Annotated in this window: 20 protein-coding genes; 10 read left to right on the top strand and 10 right to left on the bottom strand. The window is 64.0% G+C overall.

Annotation, left to right across the window (positions count from 1 at the left end; all coding sequences use genetic code 11):
• The first annotated feature begins 33 nt into the window (after nucleotides 1-33).
• Complete coding sequence (locus FQ705_RS31730; RefSeq protein ID WP_144148606.1) at nucleotides 34-2,103, top strand: putative bifunctional diguanylate cyclase/phosphodiesterase; 2,070 nt, start codon at nucleotides 34-36, stop codon at nucleotides 2,101-2,103.
• 116 nt (nucleotides 2,104-2,219) lie between these two features.
• Nucleotides 2,220-3,026, top strand: coding sequence for a hypothetical protein (locus tag FQ705_RS31725; protein ID WP_144148604.1), 807 nt, complete (start codon nucleotides 2,220-2,222; stop codon nucleotides 3,024-3,026).
• Nucleotides 3,027-3,066: 40 nt separating this feature from the next.
• On the opposite strand, the gene FQ705_RS31720 is transcribed toward FQ705_RS31725, so the two are convergent.
• From FQ705_RS31720 to dapA, 4 genes are all read right to left on the bottom strand, one after another.
• Nucleotides 3,067-3,501 (bottom strand): polymer-forming cytoskeletal protein, encoded by a 435-nt coding sequence (locus tag FQ705_RS31720; protein WP_144148602.1) that lies wholly within the window; start codon nucleotides 3,499-3,501, stop codon nucleotides 3,067-3,069.
• Nucleotides 3,502-3,629: 128 nt separating this feature from the next.
• A complete protein-coding gene (locus FQ705_RS31715) occupies nucleotides 3,630-4,022 on the bottom strand; it encodes a hypothetical protein (RefSeq protein WP_144148600.1) in 393 nt (130 codons plus the stop codon).
• On the bottom strand, nucleotides 4,015-5,025 hold the full coding sequence (locus tag FQ705_RS31710; protein ID WP_144148598.1) for a M23 family metallopeptidase: 1,011 nt from the start codon (nucleotides 5,023-5,025) through the stop codon (nucleotides 4,015-4,017). The genes FQ705_RS31715 and FQ705_RS31710 overlap by 8 nt, the downstream gene beginning before the upstream one ends.
• A 130-nt stretch (nucleotides 5,026-5,155) precedes the next feature.
• On the bottom strand, nucleotides 5,156-6,079 hold the full coding sequence (gene dapA / locus FQ705_RS31705) for a 4-hydroxy-tetrahydrodipicolinate synthase (RefSeq protein WP_144148596.1): 924 nt from the start codon (nucleotides 6,077-6,079) through the stop codon (nucleotides 5,156-5,158).
• 388 nt (nucleotides 6,080-6,467) lie between these two features.
• Here dapA and FQ705_RS31700 point away from each other — a divergent pair, with 388 nt between their 5' ends.
• Nucleotides 6,468-7,760 (top strand): aspartate carbamoyltransferase, encoded by a 1,293-nt coding sequence (locus tag FQ705_RS31700; RefSeq protein WP_144148594.1) that lies wholly within the window; start codon nucleotides 6,468-6,470, stop codon nucleotides 7,758-7,760.
• 2 nt (nucleotides 7,761-7,762) lie between these two features.
• On the opposite strand, the gene FQ705_RS31695 is transcribed toward FQ705_RS31700, so the two are convergent.
• On the bottom strand, nucleotides 7,763-8,614 hold the full coding sequence (locus FQ705_RS31695; RefSeq protein ID WP_144148592.1) for an alpha/beta hydrolase: 852 nt from the start codon (nucleotides 8,612-8,614) through the stop codon (nucleotides 7,763-7,765).
• A gap of 140 nt (nucleotides 8,615-8,754) precedes the next feature.
• Nucleotides 8,755-9,531 (bottom strand): NAD(P)H-dependent oxidoreductase, encoded by a 777-nt coding sequence (locus tag FQ705_RS31690; protein WP_144148590.1) that lies wholly within the window; start codon nucleotides 9,529-9,531, stop codon nucleotides 8,755-8,757.
• 72 nt (nucleotides 9,532-9,603) lie between these two features.
• Here FQ705_RS31690 and FQ705_RS31685 point away from each other — a divergent pair, with 72 nt between their 5' ends.
• Nucleotides 9,604-10,512, top strand: a complete 909-nt coding sequence (locus FQ705_RS31685; protein ID WP_144148588.1) for a LysR family transcriptional regulator — start codon at nucleotides 9,604-9,606, stop codon at nucleotides 10,510-10,512.
• A 27-nt stretch (nucleotides 10,513-10,539) separates the two neighbouring features.
• Here the strand turns inward: FQ705_RS31685 and FQ705_RS31680 are convergent, their stop codons facing one another.
• Nucleotides 10,540-11,544, bottom strand: a complete 1,005-nt coding sequence (locus FQ705_RS31680) for an aldo/keto reductase (RefSeq protein WP_144148586.1) — start codon at nucleotides 11,542-11,544, stop codon at nucleotides 10,540-10,542.
• A 145-nt stretch (nucleotides 11,545-11,689) separates the two neighbouring features.
• On the opposite strand from FQ705_RS31680, the gene FQ705_RS31675 reads away from it, so the two are divergent.
• Nucleotides 11,690-12,583, top strand: a complete 894-nt coding sequence (locus FQ705_RS31675) for a LysR family transcriptional regulator (protein ID WP_144148584.1) — start codon at nucleotides 11,690-11,692, stop codon at nucleotides 12,581-12,583.
• A gap of 12 nt (nucleotides 12,584-12,595) precedes the next feature.
• Here FQ705_RS31675 and FQ705_RS31670 read toward each other — a convergent pair whose 3' ends face one another.
• Together FQ705_RS31670 and FQ705_RS31665 are read right to left on the bottom strand one after the other, a co-directional pair.
• Nucleotides 12,596-13,750 (bottom strand): acyltransferase family protein, encoded by a 1,155-nt coding sequence (locus FQ705_RS31670; RefSeq protein WP_144148582.1) that lies wholly within the window; start codon nucleotides 13,748-13,750, stop codon nucleotides 12,596-12,598.
• A 173-nt stretch (nucleotides 13,751-13,923) separates the two neighbouring features.
• Nucleotides 13,924-14,805, bottom strand: a complete 882-nt coding sequence (locus FQ705_RS31665) for an aldo/keto reductase family oxidoreductase (RefSeq protein WP_144148580.1) — start codon at nucleotides 14,803-14,805, stop codon at nucleotides 13,924-13,926.
• A gap of 104 nt (nucleotides 14,806-14,909) precedes the next feature.
• On the opposite strand from FQ705_RS31665, the gene FQ705_RS31660 reads away from it, so the two are divergent.
• The gene (locus FQ705_RS31660) at nucleotides 14,910-15,818 is read left to right on the top strand and encodes a LysR family transcriptional regulator (RefSeq protein ID WP_144148578.1); all 909 of its coding nucleotides are present in this window, start codon (nucleotides 14,910-14,912) and stop codon (nucleotides 15,816-15,818) included.
• 57 nt (nucleotides 15,819-15,875) lie between these two features.
• Here FQ705_RS31660 and FQ705_RS31655 read toward each other — a convergent pair whose 3' ends face one another.
• Complete coding sequence (locus tag FQ705_RS31655) at nucleotides 15,876-16,493, bottom strand: PleD family two-component system response regulator (RefSeq protein WP_260854679.1); 618 nt, start codon at nucleotides 16,491-16,493, stop codon at nucleotides 15,876-15,878.
• A 14-nt stretch (nucleotides 16,494-16,507) separates the two neighbouring features.
• Between FQ705_RS31655 and FQ705_RS31650 the strand changes: the two genes are divergently transcribed.
• The 4 genes from FQ705_RS31650 (at nucleotide 16,508) to FQ705_RS31635 (ending at nucleotide 20,121) form a co-directional block, all read left to right on the top strand.
• Nucleotides 16,508-17,725 (top strand): sensor histidine kinase, encoded by a 1,218-nt coding sequence (locus FQ705_RS31650; protein WP_144148576.1) that lies wholly within the window; start codon nucleotides 16,508-16,510, stop codon nucleotides 17,723-17,725.
• Complete coding sequence (locus tag FQ705_RS31645) at nucleotides 17,726-18,205, top strand: GNAT family N-acetyltransferase (RefSeq protein ID WP_144148574.1); 480 nt, start codon at nucleotides 17,726-17,728, stop codon at nucleotides 18,203-18,205.
• 248 nt (nucleotides 18,206-18,453) lie between these two features.
• Nucleotides 18,454-19,488, top strand: coding sequence for a phosphate ABC transporter substrate-binding protein PstS (pstS, locus tag FQ705_RS31640; protein ID WP_144148572.1), 1,035 nt, complete (start codon nucleotides 18,454-18,456; stop codon nucleotides 19,486-19,488).
• Between the two features lie 201 nt (nucleotides 19,489-19,689).
• Nucleotides 19,690-20,121, top strand: a complete 432-nt coding sequence (locus FQ705_RS31635; protein ID WP_144148570.1) for an NUDIX hydrolase — start codon at nucleotides 19,690-19,692, stop codon at nucleotides 20,119-20,121.
• The last annotated feature ends 75 nt before the right edge of the window (nucleotides 20,122-20,196 follow it).

Below are 20,196 nucleotides of genomic sequence, written 5' to 3'. Positions count from 1 at the left end.
TCAGCCGCCTCCCTCCCGGCGGTTGGAATTAACATGCAGAGTTCATACAATTTTTGGCTGGTCGGCATCTCGTTCGTCGTGGCGACCCTGGCGTCTTACACGGCGCTCGATCTGACCGGCCGCATCTACTTGCTGGCGTCGGCACGTCTGCGCCACGCCTGGCGTCTGGGCGGCGCGGCGGCGCTCGGCGTCGGCATCTGGTCGATGCACTTCATCGCGATGCTCGCCTTTTCGCTGCCCATTCCGCTGGGCTACGACTTCGCGACGACCGCCTATTCGCTCGGCCTCGCTATCGGCGCCTCGTACCTGGCGCTGCACGTGGCTACCCACGAAGCGCTCACGGCGCCCCGCCTGCTGGCCGGCGGCACGCTGATGGGCGTCGGCATCGCCGCCATGCACTACACCGGCATGGCCGCCATGCAGATGACGCCGGGCATCGACTACCGGCCGTCGTGGTTCGCGGTTTCGCTGGTGATCGCCATCGGCGCCTCCACCGCCGCGCTCTGGCTCGCCCATACGCTCAGCAACGACGACGCCCGCAATGTGCTGCGCAAGCGCCTGATCGCCGCGCTCGTGATGGGCGTCGCAATCAGCGGCATGCACTACGCCGGCATGGCGGCGGCCGACTTTCCGGTTGGCGCGCTCTGCGGCGCGGCCAAGGGCGTGAACGCCGAGTGGCTTGCCACTTCGGTGATCCTGTTCACCTTTGCGATCCTGATCGTCACGCTGATGCTGTCGCGCTTCGACGCGCGCACCACCTTCCTCGTCGGCGCGGTGTCGAATCTGAACGGCCAGATCGTGCGGCTCGCCACGCTCGACACGCTCACCGGCCTGCCGAACCGCGCCACCCTGACCGAACGCATCGAACGGGCGATCCACAGTTCACGCCGCCAGCGCTCGCTCTTCGCGATCCTGTTCATGGACCTCGACGGCTTCAAGACCATCAACGATTCGCTCGGCCACTCGGTCGGCGACGAGGTGCTGTCCGCGTTCGCGCAGCGTCTGCTGTTGTGCGTGCGCTCGAGCGACACCGTGGCGCGACTGGGCGGCGACGAATTCGTGGTGCTGTCGGAAAACCTCGGCTCGCGGGAAGACGCCGGCGCCCTCGCCCAAGGCGTGCTCGACCGGATGCGCAGCGGCATGTGGACCGACTCGCAACCGCTGCAGGTCATGCCGAGCATCGGCATCGCGCTGTATCCCTATGATGGCGACACCGTCGAGATCCTGCTGAAAAACGCCGACGCGGCGATGTACGAAGCCAAGCGCGCCGGGCGCAGCACTTACCGCTTCTTCGAACGCAGCATGAGCGAAGCCGCCACCCGCACGCTGCAGATTCAGAATGCCCTGCACGATGCGCTCGCCGCCGGCCACTTCACGTTGCATTTCCAGCCGAAATTCCATGGCAACGGCAACTCGCTCGCCGGCGCCGAGGCGCTGATCCGCCTGCACCACCCGCAACTCGGCACGCTCACGCCGCTCGAATTCATTCCGATTGCCGAACGCTCGGGGCAGATCGTGCAGATCGGCTACTGGGTCGTGCGCGAGACTTGCCGGCAGATTCGCCGTTGGATCGAGCAGGGACTGCCGTCGATGAAGGTGGCGGTCAACCTCTCGCCGCGTCAGCTTTTGCAGCCCAACCTCGTCGCTACCATGCTGCAGATCGTGACGGACGCCGGCGTGCAATGCGAACAGATCATGTTCGAAATCACCGAAACCGTGGCGATGCACGACGCGCCCCGGACGATCGAGATGATCCGCGAGTTTCAGGCGAGCGGCTTCGAGATCGCCATCGACGATTTCGGCACGGGCTATTCGAGCCTTGCCTATCTACAACGGTTTCGCGTCAAGCAACTGAAAATCGACCGCTTCTTTACGAACGGGCTCGACGAACACGGTGCGGAAGGCAGTGCGATCGTCTCGGCCATCATTGCGCTCGCGCATTCGCTGGAAATGGATGTGGTGGCCGAAGGCGTCGAAACCGAATCGCAACTCGACATGCTCAGGTCGATGATGTGCGACGAAATGCAAGGTTTCCTGCTTGGCAAGCCACTGAGCGCCGATGATTTCAGCGAGATGCTCAGAGGAAGAATGCTGACGACCTGAGCAGCCCACGTCGACTCGAATGTGCGGCGCCGTGCGACGGCCTTTTGCGCGAATGCCGCTGGCAGCACCTGTTTTACGCATGAACGATAACAAGCCGAACCGGCGCCGGAGATTTCATGAAACTGGATGTAGCGACGTTCACTTCGTTGTGGCTGGTCACGTTTTTATGCTGTGCCCTCGTTACCACGGCCCTCTCGCGCATGTTCGCGCACGTCGCCGCATTCCGTTTCTGGTCGATTGCCTTCTATCTGCTCGCCGCCAGTTCGGCCTGCTTCGCGCTGCACCTGAGCTGGCCGACCGATGTGTTGCTGGTCGCCACCGCGACGCTTGCACTGCAAAGCCGTCTGCTGATCTGGTCGGGCACGCGCGCCCTGTTCGGCGCCAGCACGCCGTGGCGCGCCGGGCTTGGCGTGACCTTGCTGTTCTGCGTACTGTATGGCAGCGCGCTGCTGTTCAAAGCGCCGCTCATGCTGCGCGCCCTGCTGCTCGTGATGTTCTTTCTGCCGTGCCGGGTCGGCACGCTCTATGAAGTGTGCCGCCGGCGTCGGCCGCATCTCGGCCCGGCTCGCTTGACGGTGATCATCGGCAGCGCCATCGCTTCGCTCAATGCGGTCGTGCCGCTCACGCTCGTGCTGCTCGATCGCAGCAACATGTCGCTGCTGCTGGGCAATCCGCGCTCCACCTCGGCGGTGTATGCCGTGGTGTTCGCGGGCGATTTGCTGCTCGCGATCGGGCTGATCGTGCTGGCGTTCAAATGTCTGGTCGTCGAGCGGGACATGCTGGCCACGCTCGAACGCGGCGCCCTCGAACGTCTTGCCAGAAACCGCGAGACACGTGCGGCGGACAACGAGCGCCCGGCGCTCTGCGATGGCCTCGGCCACGATCTGGCGACCCCATGTCAGCCGCTGCCGAAGCCGGGTTGAAATTTGTAGGTGCGGCTCGACGGGCGACTGAACGGGCCGCTCAGCCCGCCTTGCGTTCGTCGCGTACGGCATCGGACACGGCGACCAGAAGCGGCGCCGCCGACTGCGCTGCATCGCGCTTCGTGAGTTTGCCGTCCACGGATGCACCGCAGTCCATCCGTAACTGCTGGTAGTGGATGTTGCCGGTCACGTGCGCATTGCTCTGCAATTCGACGAAGTGGTCGGCAATCACATCGCCGACGATCCGGCCGTTGACCACCACATCGTAGCCATGCACGTTGCCCTCGATCGAGCCGCGCTCGCTCAGGACCAGCAACGTCTGGGCGTCGGGCTCGCCGCTGACATTGCCGCACACGTGGCCATCGAGACGCAGACCGTCGCTGAACCGAAGATCGCCGGTGATGCGCACATCGTGAGCAATCAGCGTGGCGAGTTTGGTCTGCCGGATACCCGCGGTTTTTTTCCTGCTGAACATAAAGATCCCCTGAAAATGGAAATGTTCGTCGCGTGATGCCATCCGGGCGACGAGCCGGCGTTATTTGCCGGCGTTGTGTGCCGGCGTGATGGTTTGTGTCGTCCGACTCGCTACCGCCTCTCCCGCGTTCAGCGTTGCGGCGACGCCGCCGGAACGCGTCCTTTGCTCTGACCACGCAGAAACTGCAATTCGGCGCTGAGTCGGGCGACATCGGCAGCGGCGCTGTCGGCGCTTCGCTGCACCGCCGCGCGCGCGGCCGATTCCTCGGCCAGCGCCAGCCGGGTCCGGGCGAGTTCCGTCTGCTTGCCGCCGGCATCGACGGGCGTCGGGGCGCAAGACCCGTTCGACACGCCCGCGCGCTGCGCATACCAGGCGTTCGCCACCGCGCCGCCTGCTGCTGCGCTCAGAAGGCAAACCGTCGCCCATATCGCCACACGCAAGGCACGCGATCGCGCGGGTTGCAGTGCGTAGGCGCGGCGGCTCAAACGGCCCGCATAGCGCGGACTTGGCCGGTCAACCATGAGGCGTCGGCGCGAACAGCGCGAGATAAGCGGCCGGGTCGACCGGCGCGCCGTTCACGAGCACTTCGAAATGCAGATGCGGGCCGGTCGAGCGGCCCGTCGAGCCGACATTGGCGATGAGTTGACGCGGCAACACCAGCTCGCCCGCATGGACGAGCAGCCGCGACGCGTGGCCATAGCGCGTCATGAGTCCGTTGCCATGATCGATTTCGACCGCGTTGCCATAGCCCGATTTCTCACCGGCGAAAACCACGCGCCCGCCCGCCGCCGCGAGGATCGGCGTGCCGCTCGGCGCGACCAGGTCCACGCCCGGATGAAAACTCAGGCGACGCGTGAAAGGGTCCGTGCGATTGCCGAAGGGCGAACCGAAACGCGCGCCGTCGGCGGGCATGCGGCCTGGAAACGCCGCGTAGGCGATGGCGTGATCGGCGGTCTGCTGCTCGAGCGCCGACAGCGTCTCGCCGATGCAAGCGAGCTGCTGGCGGGTGCGCCCGGCGTCGGCGTGGCCGGTCGCCGCTCGTGGCGCGATGTCGGCGCAGCGACGCGGCGGTAACGACGGGCCGCCCTGACCCTCACTATCGGTGGCGGAAAAATCGGCTTCGGACGAAGCCGCCGCTGCCGCAGGCAACGCTGACGGTGCCGCCAGCAGCACCCCTGCGCGCGGCGCGGGACGCGGCGTGTTCAGACGCCGTTCGAAGTCGCGCAAGGCCCCGACTTGCGCGCTCAGCCGTGCGATGCGCGGCTCGATTTGCGCCACCGAGGCGTTCAGCTGGCCCAGTTGATCGATTGCGTAGTCGTGCTCGACGCGGCGGAATGCCTGCTCGTCCGGATGGCCCGCGCCGCCCGACGTAGCCCAGTGCACGCCGATCGCTATGCCCGCGGCGAGCGCCACCAGCGCGGCGCCGACGGCTACGCTCAATGCCGCCGTCAGCGCCGCGCGGCGCGTGACGAAGCGGACCGAGCCGCTCGCGAGCCGGCTGCCGGCGCGGAACACGAACGACATCAGCGGTTCCCCGCGCGCGGGCGAGGTAAAAAGCGGAGGAAGAGGACTGACTGCATGCGGGATCAGCCGGACATCTGCCGGCGGCGATAAAGGACAAAGGGCGCCGATTATCGCCTGGCATCCCGAAGCATCATCTCAAATAGTCCGCGGATAGCGGCTTGGCCGCCACCTGTGCGCTCAAGCACATGAGCCGCTCGACTAGCGCCCCGCTCGCGCGCGTCATCGGCAGACGCAGTTCGTCGCGGATCACATCCTGCGCGGCGAGGAGCGCCTTCACCGGCGCAGGATTCGGCTCGGCGAACAGCGCCTGGATCAATGGCGCGAGCGTGTGAAAAATGCGCCGTCCTTCGTCGAGATGACCCGCCGACAGCGCGCGATACAACTCGACAAATCGCCCGGGATGCACATGCGCGGACGCCGCGATCGCGCCGCTGCCGCCCAGACACAGGTTGTTGAGGATCTGGACATCTTCGCCGGTGAGCACCTGCAAGCGGCCGTCGCGGATCAGCGCAAGCGTCTTGTCGAGCGAGCCGGCGCAATCCTTGATCGCCTGAATACGCGGATGCGCGGCGAGCGTCAGCAGCGTGTCGAGTTCGAGCCGCACGCCCGTGCGATACGGTATGTCGTACAGCACGACGGGCTTCTCGCTGGCGTCGGCGAGCGCCGTGAAATGCGCGACGATGCCGGCCTGCGACGGCCGCGTGTAATACGGCGCGGCCATCAGCACGCCGGCTATCGGCAATGGATTCAGTTGCCCGATGCGCTCGAGCATGCTCGCGGTGTGATTGCCCGACACGCCGACCACCACCGGCAACGTCCCTGCCCCGTCGGCCGCGCGCGCAGCGGCGCTCGCCTCGTCGAGAATCGTCGCCAGCACGGCGTCCTGTTCAGCGGAGTCGAGCGTGGCGGGCTCGCCGGTCGTGCCGAGCGCGACGAGGCCGGACACCTGCGCGTCGGCATAACGGCGCACCAACGCGCGCAGGGCCGCGTGATCGACGGCGCCGTCGGCGAAAGGAGTGATGAGCGGAACCCAGATACCCGAAAAAATAGACATGACTTTCCCTTGATGACGACCGTATCGAGTCCGATCAGTGGCACGAGGGAGGAAAGGCAGGAAATGGCCCGGGTGGGCGTTGACCGTCTGCTCCGTCGCACATCTGACGGAACAGCTTGCTCCGGTCAGATGAGCGGCTGTTTTTTGGCTTTGGCGACGACGCTCGACTGACGCGCGCGTGCGAATCCACTGCTCGCGGGAGCGAGACGGGAGGGAGTCGACGAACGGGGTCGGAACGTTGGGCCGGAATGCATGTCGGGCAGTGTAACCGCGTCCGGGCCGGCTTGGCAAAGCTCATCGCAAAATTGCTTGACTTCTGCCGCAGGAAAACTAATATACGCACCGCGTACATCCGCCGCCATCTCCCTCTTCTCCGACAGGTGCCTCCATGAGCGTTCCGCAACAAGCCTTCCTACGCGATGCGATGCGTCGCCTGAACATGACGCGCGACTCGTTCGCGAGCCGCATCGGCGTATCGCGCCGGGCACTCGACACGTGGTTGCTGCCGGACGACTCGCAGGAATCGCGGGCCATGCCGGAGATCGTGGAGCGCTTCGTGTCGGAGATCGTGGTGCACGGCGAACCGGGCGAAGGATATACGCAAAGCGTAGACTCGCAGTCGCTCGCCAGCCAGATCCTGTTCGAAGGCAAGCCGCAGTTGTTGTCGGTGGATCAGTTCTCACGCGACTCGGTGGAAGCCCTCTTTCGCGTGGCCGACATCATGCAGCCGATCGCACGACGCCGCAAAATCTCCCGCGTGCTGGAAGGCGCGGTGCTCGGCAATCTGTTCTTCGAAGCCAGCACGCGCACCCGCGTAAGTTTCGGCGCGGCCTTCTGCCGGCTCGGCGGTTCGGTGTGCGACACCACCGGCTTCACGTTTTCGTCGATGGCCAAGGGCGAGTCGATCTACGACACCAGCCGCGTGATGAGCGGCTATGTGGACGCACTCGTGATCCGTCACCCGGACCAAGGGTCGGTGGCCGAATTCGCGCGTGCGACGAACGTGCCGGTGATCAACGGCGGCGACGGCCCCGGCGAGCACCCGAGCCAGGCGCTGCTCGATCTGTACACCATCCAGCGCGAGTTCTCGCGGCTCGGCAAGATCGTCGACGGTGCGCACATCGCGCTGGTCGGCGACCTGAAATACGGGCGCACGGTGCACTCGCTGGTCAAACTGCTGGCGCTGTATCGCGGCATCAAGTTCACACTGGTTTCGCCGCCGATGCTCGAAATGCCGAGCTACATCATCGAGCAGATTTCGCGTAACGGTCACGTGATCGAGCAGACTCACGACCTGCCCGCCGGGCTGCGCGGCGCCGACGTGGTGTACGCCACGCGCATCCAGAAAGAGCGCTTCACCGACGAATCGTTCGAAGGCTACACGCCGGACTTCCAGATCAATCAGGCGCTGATGGATAGCGTGTGCGGCCCCGACACGCTGATCATGCACCCGCTGCCACGCGATAGCCGACCGGGCGCGAACGACCTGAGCGTCGATCTGAACCACGATTCACGGCTGGCGATTTTCCGCCAGACCGACAACGGCATTCCGGTGCGGATGGCGATTTTCGCGGTGCTGCTGGGCGTGGAAAAACTGGTCCAGCATTCGATGCGCGACGCCGCCTGGCGCCCGCCCGTGTATCTGGGTCCGGACGACGCGGTGTTTCACGGCATCGACTGAAATCAGGTCGCGGCGCTGCCGGCGACCATGCCGTAGCGTTTGAAGGCCCCGGCGAAGAACAGCACCTGATATTGCACCGCGTTGGACCAGTACTTCCAGGTGTGGCCGCCGGGCCGCTCCGCATAATCGTGCGGCACGCCGAGTTCGATCAGCTTTGCGTGCAGCATGCGGTTCGATTGCACCAGCGAGTCGTTCACGCCGCAGTCGATGGTCAGCGCAATGTGCGCGGCGCCGAAGCCGCGCACGTTCTCCACGATGGCCTCGTTGTTCCAGAAGTCGGCATGCCGCGCCGGGTCGCCGAATACATCGTCGATGCCCGGCTCGTCTTCGCAGCCGCGCGGATCCACCGCCCCGCTGATACTTCCCGCCGCGCCGAATTCCTCCGGCCGGTCCAGCGCAATGTGCAACGCGCCGAAACCGCCCATGCTCAAGCCGGTGATGGCGCGCGCCTCACGCGTGGCGATCGTGCGGAAATGGGCGTCGACGTAGGTCACCACCTCGGTGCCCACGTAAGTCTCGTAGCGGCTGCGCGGGTCGACGGGGCTGTCGATATACCAGCTTTCGTGGCCGCCGTCGGGCATCACGAGAATCACGTGATAGCGGTCGGCGAGCTTGCCGATGTGCGAGTTCGCGGTCCAGTCGGTGTAGTCGCCGCCGGAGCCGTGCAGGAGATAGACCACCGGAAAGCGAGCGGCCGCTTTGCCATGCGCATATTGATCGGGCAACACCACCGTCGCCTCGAACGACTTGTGCATAGCCGCGCTGGGAATGGTGACGACCCGCGACTGGAACGCCCAGGCCGGCGTCGTGAAGAGCAGCGTCAGAATGAGCCAGAACGCACGAGCTTGATTCATGGTTTGTCGCTCTTCTTTGTCTAGGTATTCGGACTTGGGCGGTCCGGCACGCAGCGGCAAAATTCTGCCGACGACTCTAGCAATGGCGACTTACAACCAAATTTCAGCAAACCCTACGATCTTGTCAGTTTCACGCGCGTTTATTCAATATGTGCGGCGAAACCAACCCGATCGGGCGCGATATCGTCGCGCAACCGGCAGTCGGGAATCGTGTAGGCGCCGCCGTTCTGCCGGCGATACGGGATGGGCGCAGTCGTAAAGAGCCGATCGAGACGTTGTCCGAGCGCGTCGCTCACCTGCGGATAGTTCGCTTCGTCGATCTTCCCCGTGCGGTAGATCACGTGCGGCGGCAGCACCTCGAAGCCGGGGTAATGCAAGACGCCGTGCTGGATCGGGAACAACAGGTCGTCGATGGGGCCGTTGATGCCGCGTGCGCTGTAGTGCGGCTCCCAGCCGCCCGTCGTCACGACCAGCATCGCGCGCTTTCCTGCGAGCGTGCCTTCGCCATAACGATCGCCCCAGCGCTGGTCGGAATGTTCGCCCACGCCGTAGGCGAAGCCGTAGGCATACACGCGCTCGACCCATCCTTTGAGGATGGCGGGCATGGAGAACCACCAGAGCGGAAATTGCAGGATCACGGCGTCGGCCCACATGAGCTTGTCCTGTTCGAGTGCGATGTCCTTGCTTTGCAGACTGTGCTCGAAAGCGTGCTTCGAAGCCAGCGAGGGGTCGAAGCGCGCGCCGTCTTGTGGCTCGAGGCTGTCGTGCGCGTCGAGCGAGGCTTTCCAGTTCATCGCGTACAGGTCGGACACCTGCACGGCGTGTCCCGCGTCTTTCAGGCGCCTGACCGAAAAGTCCTTCAGGGAACCGTTCAGCGAACGGGGTTCGGGGTGGGCATAGACAAGCAGTACGTTCATCACCAAGACTCTCTCAGGGCTAAAGAAGTCAAGATAGAGCCCGCACGGGTATATTGGAAATGAATTCCCAATATGCCAGGTATTGTCATGCTTAATCTCAGAAGGCTGGACCTCAACCTGCTGGTCACGCTCGACGTATTGCTGTCGGAACACAACGTGACGCGTGCGGCGGCACGTTTGAACCTGTCGCAACCTTCGGTGAGCGTGCATCTGGCGAAGCTGCGCGAAGTGCTGGGCGACCCGCTACTGCTGGCCGGCCCACGCGGCATGCGCCCCACGGCTCGTGCGGAAGCATTACGCGAGCCGTTGCGCGAAGCGCTGGAAGCACTCGAACGCGCCGTCACGCCCGCCAGCCCCTTTGATCCTGCCGAAGCCACGCAGACCTGGCGCCTTGCGGCCACCGACTACGCCGAGTCGACCATCGTTTTGCCCGCCTTGGCCGCGCTGCGCGAAACCGCGCCCGGCACACGCCTCGCCGTGGTGGAATTGGCGCCGCCGCGCATCGCGCGACAGGCGGAGCGCGGCGAGATCGATATCGCCTTTCACACCAGTGAAGAGGCCCCGATCGGCATGCGCCGACGCGTGCTGTTCGCCGAGCGATATGTGCTGGTGGGGCGCGCCGGGCATCCGCGCCTGAAGCGTCGGCCGAGCCTCGCGCAGTTCTGCAAGCTGGAGCACGTGATCGTGTCGCCGGACGGCGGCGGCTTTGTCGGCGTGACCGATGCAACGCTCGCCAAGGCCGGACTCACCCGCAAGGTGGTGCTGTCGGTGCCGCACTTCCTGTTCATGATGTCCGTGCTGGAGAACACCGACCTCGTGGGCATGCTGCCGGCCCGTCTGGTTCGCCGCACCGGCGCGTTACGCATGGTCGAGCCGCCCGTAGAGGTGCCGGGCTACGACATGGCGATGCTCTGGCATGAGCGTTCGCATCGCGATCCGGCGCATCAGTGGCTGCGCGAGACGCTGGCGGCATCGCTGTGAAGTGCGGCCGCCAAGGCCGCTTCCGCTTCAGGCCACGCGCCGGCCTTCGACCGGATAGCCGGGGTCGGTATAACCCGGCGTCGAGGCATGACCGGGCACGACGAGGCTATCCACGAGTTTCTCGTCCTCCGGGCCGAGTTCGAGCGTCAACGCTTCCATGTAGCTATCCCACTGTGCCTCGGTACGCGGGCCGGCAATGGTGCTGCTGACCAAACGATTCTTCAGCACCCACGCCAACGCGAATGCAATCGACGTCGTATCACGCTTCGCCGCGTGCTCCGCGATCGTCTGCGCGATCCTGAGCGACTCGGGCCGCCACTCGGTCTGCTGGATGCGTTTGTCGCCGCGGCCCGCGCGCGAGTCCGCGGGCGGCGCGGCGTCCACCGCGTATTTGCCGCTGAGCACGCCGCGCGCAAGCGGACTGTACGACACGACGCCCAGCCCATAGTGATGCGCGGCAGGCAGTTGCTCGATTTCCGCCGTGCGATCGACGAGGTTGTAGAGCGGCTCGCTGGCGACCGGACGGTCGATCCCGAGTTGGTCCGCGAGATGCGCGACTTCGGCGATGCGCCAGGCGCGGAAATTCGACACGCCGAAATAGCGGACCTTGCCCTGGCGAATCAGATCGCCGATCGCGCGCACGCCCTCCTCCAGCGGCGCGTCGGCGAGTGCCCGGTGAAAGTACAGGATATCGATGTAGTCCGTGCCGAGCCGCTTGAGGCTCGCCTCGACCGACTGGATGATCCACTTGCGCGACTGCCCTTGCCGGTTCACGCCTTCGCCGCCCGGAAAGCCGAACTTGGTCGCCACGACCCAATCGTCGCGCCGGTCCGCGATGGCACGTCCGACGATTTCTTCCGAACGGCCCGTGTGATAAACGTCGGCGGTGTCGATGAAATTGACACCCTGCTCGAAGGCTTTGTCGATGATGCGTTTCGAGGTGGCTTCGTCGGTCTCGCCGCCGAACATCATGGCGCCGAGACACAGCGGTGACACTTTGAGCGCGCTGCGCCCCAGGTAGCGATAGTCCATTCTTCGTGCTCCGTTCAGGCCGAGCCTGCGATCGAGGTTGCGTTTCGGGTTGCGCGTGAAATTGCGCCAGACGGTCAATTTAATCGCTGCGGTCGTCTGCGACTAGACGGTAGAATCGGCAAACACCCATGAGCGATATTCATCAATGGCGCGCGAGAATCTGAACGACCTGCAAGCCTTCGTGGCGGTCGCCCGCGAACGCAGCTTCACCAAAGCGGCGGCGAAGCTGGGTGTTTCGCAATCAGCCTTGAGCCACACCCTGCGCGGTCTCGAGGCGCGGCTGGGCATCCGTCTGCTGACCCGCACCACCCGCAGCGTGTCGCCTACGCCGGCCGGCGAGCGCCTGCTCGGCACGGTCGGACCGCGCTTCGATGAAATCGACGATGAACTTGCGGCGCTGAGCGAACTGCGCGACAAACCGGCCGGCACGATTCGCATCACCACCGACGAATATGCCGCCAGTTCGATCCTGCAACCGAAGCTCGCGCGCCTGCTGCCCGAGTACCCGGACATCAGGATCGAAGTGGTGGTGGATTTCGGCCTCACGGATATCGTCGCCCAGCAATACGACGTGGGCATCCGTCTCGGCGATCAGGTGGCCAGGGACATGATCGCGGTACGCATCGCTGCGGACATGCGTATGGCGGTGGTCGGCGCGCCTGCCTACTTCGGGACTCGCACACGGCCCAAAACGCCGCAGGACCTGACGGAGCACAACTGCATCAACCTCAGGTTGCCCACCTACGGCGGCCTCTATGCCTGGGAGTTCGAAAAAGCCGGGCATGAGGTGAAGGTGCGCGTAGAGGGTCAACTGGTGTTCAACGGCACCAACCCGATGTTGCACGCGGCCCTGAGCGGCTGCGGCCTCGCCTACGTGCCCGAAAACCTGGCACGGCCGTATCTTGCCGAGGGGCAACTCAAGGCCGTTCTGAAGGATTGGTGCCCGACGTTTCCGGGTTATCACCTGTACTATCCGAGCCGCCGTCAATCGTCGCGCGCGTTGGCTGTGTTGATCGACGCCTTGCGGTATCGCCCCTGAACGGGGCGGCGTTCACACCACGGGCTGGCCCGGTTCGCCGGCAGGCACGCGCGCGGACAGGCCCGCAAAGCGTGCCTTGATGCGCCGGCGCATCGGTTCTTCATAAAAGGTGAAGCAAAGCAGGCTGACCATCACGCTGAAGACGATCACCATCCAGCCATTCGCGCGCCCGAAGCCGAGCATCAACGCCCATAGCGCGATCGGCAGATGCGTGAGATACAGCGAATAACTCGCCTCGCCCAGCCGCACGAGCGGCCGCCAGCTCAATATGCCGAACAGGGGCCGCTCCATGAGCGCGAGCCCGAGTATCAGCGCGGCGAAAAACGGTGCATCGACGAAGAAGGAAGGTGCGGGTGGCCGCCAGACGCTGAGTAGCGTGAGCACGACGAGCGCCATGCTCACCAGCCCCACTCCCCTCGCATGCTGCGACGTGCCCCGCGCCCTGAGACGCAGGAAGCAGAGTCCGGCGCCGATCCCCATCACAAACTCGGCGAGCCGCGTCAGCGGCATCGAGTAGATCATCGCGCCGCTACGCGAAAGTGGCATACAGGTATGCAGAAACACGATCCAGACGCCCGTCGCCAGCCAGAACGCAGCACAGACGGAGAGAAGCCGCACCGCGCTCATCGCGCCCATGCGGCGCACCAGAAACGGAAACAGCAGATAGAAGAACGCCTCGCACGAGACACTATCCGAGGGGCCGTTCCACGGCTGATTGACTGCCGAAAAGGGAAACCAGGCATTGAGCAACAACAACTGGCAAAGCAGGCTGACGGCCAGCGCGGGATAGATCGCATACTTGAGCGCGTACCACTCGAGCATCCGGGACGTGTCGCCGGTATGAAGCAGAAAGATCACGACCGGCACGCACATCAGTAGTCCGAGCAGAATCATCGGATAGATGCGCGCGAAACGTGCTTCGTAGAAAGTGCGTACGCCGCCGTGGTTCAGCTTGTCGCGATAGGTGAAGGTGAGAATGAAGCCGGAGAGAACGAAGAACAGTGATACCGCCGAGCGACCACCGTCGATAAAGTTGAATACCGACAACGGCAACGGTAGCAGGTTGTTTTCCGAGTAATGGGAAATCACAACCGCGAAAGCGGCGATGAACCGGATGCTCGTCAATGCTGGAAACGCGCCGCCCGACTGGTGTGAGCCCACCGCCATAGAGATCGCCTCCCGATTGTGCGCGCTTCAATCTACCATCCACAATTATTGAAACGCACACACCGGCAGGTCATTGTCGATGCAATGGCGGGAAGGCCTGGGTAGTTTGGCGCGAGCGGGCTAACGCCTGTGGTGCGGTCTCGGGCGGCCCGCCTACCCTTCGCACAACGCGTTTATGCTCCGTCTCGAACGCCGCCGATCGCGTCGAGTTCCGCGAGCACCTCGTCGCTCAGGTTCAGATCCGCCGCGGCGAGATTTTCACGCAAGTGCTTGACCGACGAGGTGCCTGGAATCAACAGAATGTTAGGCGCCCGATGCAACAGCCAGGCGAGCGCGACCTGCATAGGCGTCGCGCCGATCTGCTGCGCGATCTCCGAAAGCCCCGACGATTGGATCGGCGTGAAGCCGCCCAGCGGGAAGAACGGCACGTACGCGATGCCCTGCTGCGCCAGCTTGTCGATCAAGGCGTCGTCTTCGCGATGCACCAGGTTGTAGTGGTTCTGCACGCAGACGACCGGGACAATGCGAAGCGCCTCGTCGATCTGCGTGGAGGTCGCATTGCTCAGGCCGATATGGCGAATCAGACCGCGTTGCTGCAGTTCGGCAAGCGCGGTGACCTGTTTCTCGATCGACCCTTCGGCGGGTGCGTGCACGTCGCCCATGATTCGCATGTTGACGACCTCGAGCACGTCGAGGCCAAGATTGCGCAGATTATCGTGCGCGCCCCGCTCGAGGTCGGCGGGCTCCTGGGCCGATAGCCACGCGCCGTCGTCGCCGCGCACCGCGCCGAGCTTGGTGACGATCACGAGGTCATCCGGATAAGGATGCAGCGCTTCGCGGATCAACTGATTGGTGACGTGCGGCCCGTAAAAATCGCTCGTATCGATGTGGTTGACGCCCGCCGCCAACGCTTCGCGCAGCACAGCAAGCGCCGCGTCGCGATCTTTCGGCGGCCCGAACACGCCGGGTCCGGCCAGTTGCATGGCGCCGTAGCCCATGCGTCGCACCGGACGTCCGGCGAACATGAAAGTATCCGTGGCTGGGGAATTCGACATCGTGCGCTCCTTGATGAGTAGATGAGCGTCAGTATGGACGCGGTTGCGCTGTTAAATAAAGACGTCTAACGTGTACGGGTTGTTTAACAATTTGAACAATCGATATGGAACTGAACGATCTTGCTGCTTTCGTCTCCGTCGCTCGGGCCGGCGGCTTTCGCGATGCGGCGCGCAGCGGCGGTGTGTCCGCCTCGAGCCTGAGCATCGCCGTGCGCCGGCTGGAAGCAAAACTCGGTTTGCGGCTGCTGAACCGCACCACGCGCAGCGTGGCGCCCACCGAAGCCGGACAGCGTCTGATCGAAAAACTCACGCCGCTTTTCGGCGAGATGGAAGCGGCGCTGGACGTGCTCAACGGCTTTCGCGACAAACCGACCGGCACGCTAAAACTGAACGTGCCATCGAGCGCCGCGCGCATCGTCATGCCGGGCATCATCGCACCGTTCCTGAAGGCGTATCCCGACATTCGGATCGAGATCGTGGTGGAAGACGGCTTCGTCGATGTGCTGTCGATCGGCTGCGACGCGGGCATCCGCTATGACGAACGGCTCGAGCAGGACATGATCGCCGTGCCCATCGGGCCGCGCTGGCAGCGCTTCGCGACGGCTGCGGCGCCGGATTATCTGGACCTGCACGGACGCCCGCAGCATCCGCGTGAGCTGCTTTCGCATGCCTGCCTGCGCGGCCAGTTCGCCGGCGGCGCCATGCCCATCTGGTATTTCGCGCGCGAGGGTGAAGTGCTGCAACTCAATCCGACCGGCCCGCTGCTCGTGCGCCCCGGCGCGGCGATCGATCTCGCGGTCGGTGCGGCGGTGTCGGGGGTCGGCGTGATTCATCTGTTCGAGGAGATGCTGCGCCCGCATCTGGCAAGTGGCGCGCTGGAGCCGATTCTCGAGCCTTGGTGGCAGCGATTTTCCGGACCGTTCCTGTACTACCCCGGGCATCGCCATGTACCGGCGCCTTTGCGGGCGTTCATCGACTTTCTCAAGGCGATCAATGCCTCGCCCGTCGATTGACGCGCTCCAAGCCGATCGGCTGTACGCGCCCCTATTCCATTCGGGAAAAGTGCAGACTCAGTGCGAATGCCCCAATTCGCATAATTGGGCGACCGTCGTGAGAAACAGATCCGCGCCGACGGGCTTGCGCAGGCATACGTCCCAGTTCTTTCCGCCGCTCTCGGAGGGCGGCACGGCGGTGTGCACGAGAATCGGCACATGCGCGAATTGCGGCATGGTTTTGAGCCGGCGGCATAGTTCCGCGCCATCCATCAGGGGCATCATCCAGTCGGTAATGACGAGGTCGGGAACGACAGCGACAGCGCAGGCGACCGCTTCCATGCCGTTGCTTGCGCAACCCACTTCATAACCTTCGTTCTCGAGTATCAGGCGCCACGCTGCCAGAATTTCCGGTTCGTCGTCCACTAGCAAGATTGAGTGCATCAGGGCCGCCGGGTTAAACGTCTTTTGTGATCTGCCCATCCCGTCGCAAGAGGTGTTCCACCGTGGCGGATTGCGGCGATAATGAGGCGCACCGCCGTCCTGCGTCATTACCCGATCGACGCCCAAGGCGCGCGGATCAGGCTTTAAATTCATTCCCACCGAAAGTGTGTTTTCTCCTCCGGGCGCAGGCGCCACCCTCCGGTCCGCCGCGTCTGGCGTGGTTCTCGCCCGCGAATGTTGTAGAAACTTCATCCCAATGCACCATCATGACCGATACACGCGTTAGCCCGCTGCACCAGTTCGCCGATTTCGTCCGTGCGGAGCGAACCCGCTTTACCGAACAATGGATGGCCGCTGTCTTCGCCGATGACAATCTCGTCGAAGCCGACAAGCTCACTTATCAGCAGCTTGCCGACCATCTGCCGGAAATTCTCGAAGGCTTATGCGTAGCGATTGCGCTTGAAGATCTGGAGCGCGTCGAACCCGCCATCGAACGCGATGCCAGAAAACATGGCATGGTCCGCTGGCGCCAGGGCTACCGGATCGAAGAACTCGTGCGCGAGCTCGACCTCTTTGAACTGGTGCTCGCCGACGCGCTCGAAGAATTCGCCGCACGCGAGCCCGCGTTCACACGCCGTCACGAAAGCCGGGCGCGGCGCCTGATCGCCGAGACGTTCAGCATGGTCGCGCACACGTCGATCAAGGAGGTGGTCAGCGAACGCGACCGCAAGATCGACGAATACACCGGCCGCCTCGAGCGCGCCAATCACGAACTGACGTTGAAGCAGCGCCTGGTCGGCGATCTGCACGAATCGCGCATGCAGATCACGCGCAGTGTCGTGCATGATCTGCGCAATTTTCTGAATGCATTTTCCATCGCATTGCAGTTGATCAGCCGTGCGCCCGCCAAGGCCGATATGGCGTTGACGCTGGCGAACCGGCAAGCCGGCGACATGAAGCAGCTGGTCGATCAGATGATCGAATACTCAGTCGTACTCGGCGACTCGACACCGCTCGCACTCGAACAGGTGCCACTGCACAGCCTGTACGATGAACTCGTCACCTCGTGGCAGCCTTCGATCGAGTCCAAGGGGCTGCGCTTGCGCACCTCGTGCGATCTCGCGCTGAAGAGTGTCACGTCCAATCGACTCAAGCTGAAGCAGATTGCGGTCAATCTGTTATCCAATGCGACCAAGTACACGAAGTCGGGCGAAATCGAATTCGACTTCGCGATGGCCGGCACGGATCACTGGTCGATGCGCGTCTCGGATACCGGCGTGGGCATCGCACCCGCCGACGCGGAACGCGTGTTCGACGAATTCGAGCGTGCTGCGGGCGAAGATGTCGCGGGTACGGGTCTGGGTCTCGCGATCGTCAAGGAACTGTGCCGCGTGCTGAACGGGCACATCGATTTCAGGTCGCGCGAGGGCGTGGGCACGACCTTCGAAATCCGCTTTCCTCTCGTGCTGACGGAGCCGCAATAGATGCTGCAGATCTACCCTGCCCGATTCCCACACCAACTCGAGATCGTGCGGGACATCTTTCGCGAGTATGGGGAGAGCCTCGGCATCGACTTGAGCTTCCAGGATTTCGAAGCCGAACTCGCGGATCTGCCAGGCAAATTCGCGGCGCCACATGGCTGCGTTCTGCTCGCGGAAATCGATGCGCAGATCATCGGCTGTGTCGCGATGCGGCCACTCGAAGACACGGTCTGCGAGATGAAGCGGCTTTATGTCCGTCCGTCGGGACGCAATCAGCAGGCCGGCCGGCAACTCGCCGTGCGTATTTGCAAAATCGCCATAGAAGCGGGCTACACGCGTATTCGTCTCGACACGCTGCCGGGCATGCAACCGGCACTCGGACTGTATGCATCGCTCGATTTCGAGCCGATCGCAGCGTACATCTTCAATCCGATCCCCGGGGCGATATTCATGGAACGCGATCTGACTCGCCTGCCATCCTGATCTCAGCCAAGCCATGACGCTGAAACGCTCGCCATGAGCGTGGAATTATCCATAGCAAGTTCGCGCTTAAGAGACTACCTTAACGGCTGACTATCCGGCCGCAGCGCGCCACGCTTCGCACGCTGATCGAGCACGAGAGAGCGGCGGACAACCTCCAGAAACACTCGCCAAATACTAGTATTTCCACGCCGTGTTACGCGTCGGGCTTCACTTATTCGCGCTTCAACAACAATCCGGGTGAGGTTTTCGTGAGACACGTATTGACACTGACCGTGGGCCTGGCCGGCGCGCTCTGCGCCATCCCCGCCCGCAGCGCCGACATCACCGGCGCCGGCAGCACGTTCGCTGCCCCCATCTACGGCCGATGGGCCGACGCCTATCAGCGCACGAGCGGCGGCAAGGTGAACTATCGCGCAGTCGGTTCGACGGAAGGCATCAAGGAGATCGTCGCAAGCGAGGTGGATTTCGCCGGTTCGGATGCGCCACTGAGCGACGCCGATCTCGCGAAAAACGGCTTGCTGCAATTCCCGACCGTGATCGGCGGCGTCGTGGCCGCAGTCAATCTTCCGGGCGTCCCGACCGGCTCGATCACGCTCTCCGGCGAAGTGCTAGGCGACATCTTCCTCGGCAAGATCATTTACTGGGACGCCCCGGCCATTGCGGCGCTCAACCCCGGCATCAAACTGCCCGATACGCCAATCGCCGTGGTCCGGCGTCTGGACGGCTCGGGTACGACGCTGATCTGGACGCACTACCTCTCCCAGGTCAATCCGGAATGGAAAAGCAAGGTCGGCGAAGGGACCAGCGTGCGCTGGCCGCGCGGCATCGGCGGCAAGGGCAATGAAGGCGTCGCGACTTTCGTGCGGATTCTGCCCGGTGCCATCGGTTACGTGGCATGGGACTTTACGAAACAGAATCACATGTCGTACGTCGCGCTGAAAAACGCGGCCGGCGCCACGGTGCTGCCTGGTCCCGAGACGTTCAAGGCGGCTGCCGCAAGCGCGGACTGGTCGCGCTCTCTCGTGCCCATCCTGACCAACGAACCCGGTGCGCATGCGTGGCCCGTGGTCGGTGCGACCTTCGTGCTGATGCACGCCGCGTCGGATAAACCGGAGCGCGCCGGCGCCACCCTGAAGTTCTTCGACTGGGCGTTGAACAATGGCGACAAAGCGGCGGAAGAACTCGACTACATCCCCCTGCCGCCCAGCGTAATCGCGCGAGTCCGCACGCAGTTGCACACGCAGATCAAAGACGCCTCGGGCAAGGCCATCGCCGGCGAGTAACGCCCGGCTCGCCCATCGACGCGCGACGCGAATCCGCCGCCTGCGCGCCCCGCGCTCGCCTGACGTATCGCTTCAGGCGGCCACCGCGTGCCCGCTGCGCCACACAAATGACATATTTCCAAACCACTATCGACGCACGCACCGCACACGCGGTCACCCGGCGTCCATCAGAAGACGCCCCGACAGACTGGAAGAGACAACATGAAGCAGCGAGCGACCGTTGTATGTCAACGCGGCACGCGCATTCTGCTGGTAGCAAAGGAGCACTCGCGATGGTCGTTGCCCGGCGGCAAACCGCTGCCCGGTGAAGACTGGCAAGACGCCGCATTGCGCGAACTGGCCGAGGAAACCGGACTGCGCGCCCTGCGCACGGGTTACCTGTTCGACTTCACGGGTGTACGCACCTGCCATCACGTTTTCGCCGTGCAGTTCGCCGACGGGCAAGCGCCGATACCCGGCAACGAGATCACGCGCTGCTGCTGGGTGAAGTCCACCGACATCGCCCAACTGACCACGAGCATATCGACCCGCGCGATTGTCGAGATCCTCGCGATGAACGTAGGACGGCGACCGGGCCGCACGCATTTCGCATTGGACGCCGACGAGCACATTCGCGCGTCCGGTCCACTGTAACCACGGCGCAGCAGCTACGTCGATTCGCATTCGACGCTTCGTGCCGCCGAGTCGTTGTACGGCGCGACTGCGTTA

Origin of the sequence: Paraburkholderia sp. BCC1884, assembly GCF_900996225.1 — a bacterium.
Lineage (GTDB): Bacteria > Pseudomonadota > Gammaproteobacteria > Burkholderiales > Burkholderiaceae > Paraburkholderia.
This window is presented reverse-complemented; position numbering and strand designations above follow the sequence as displayed.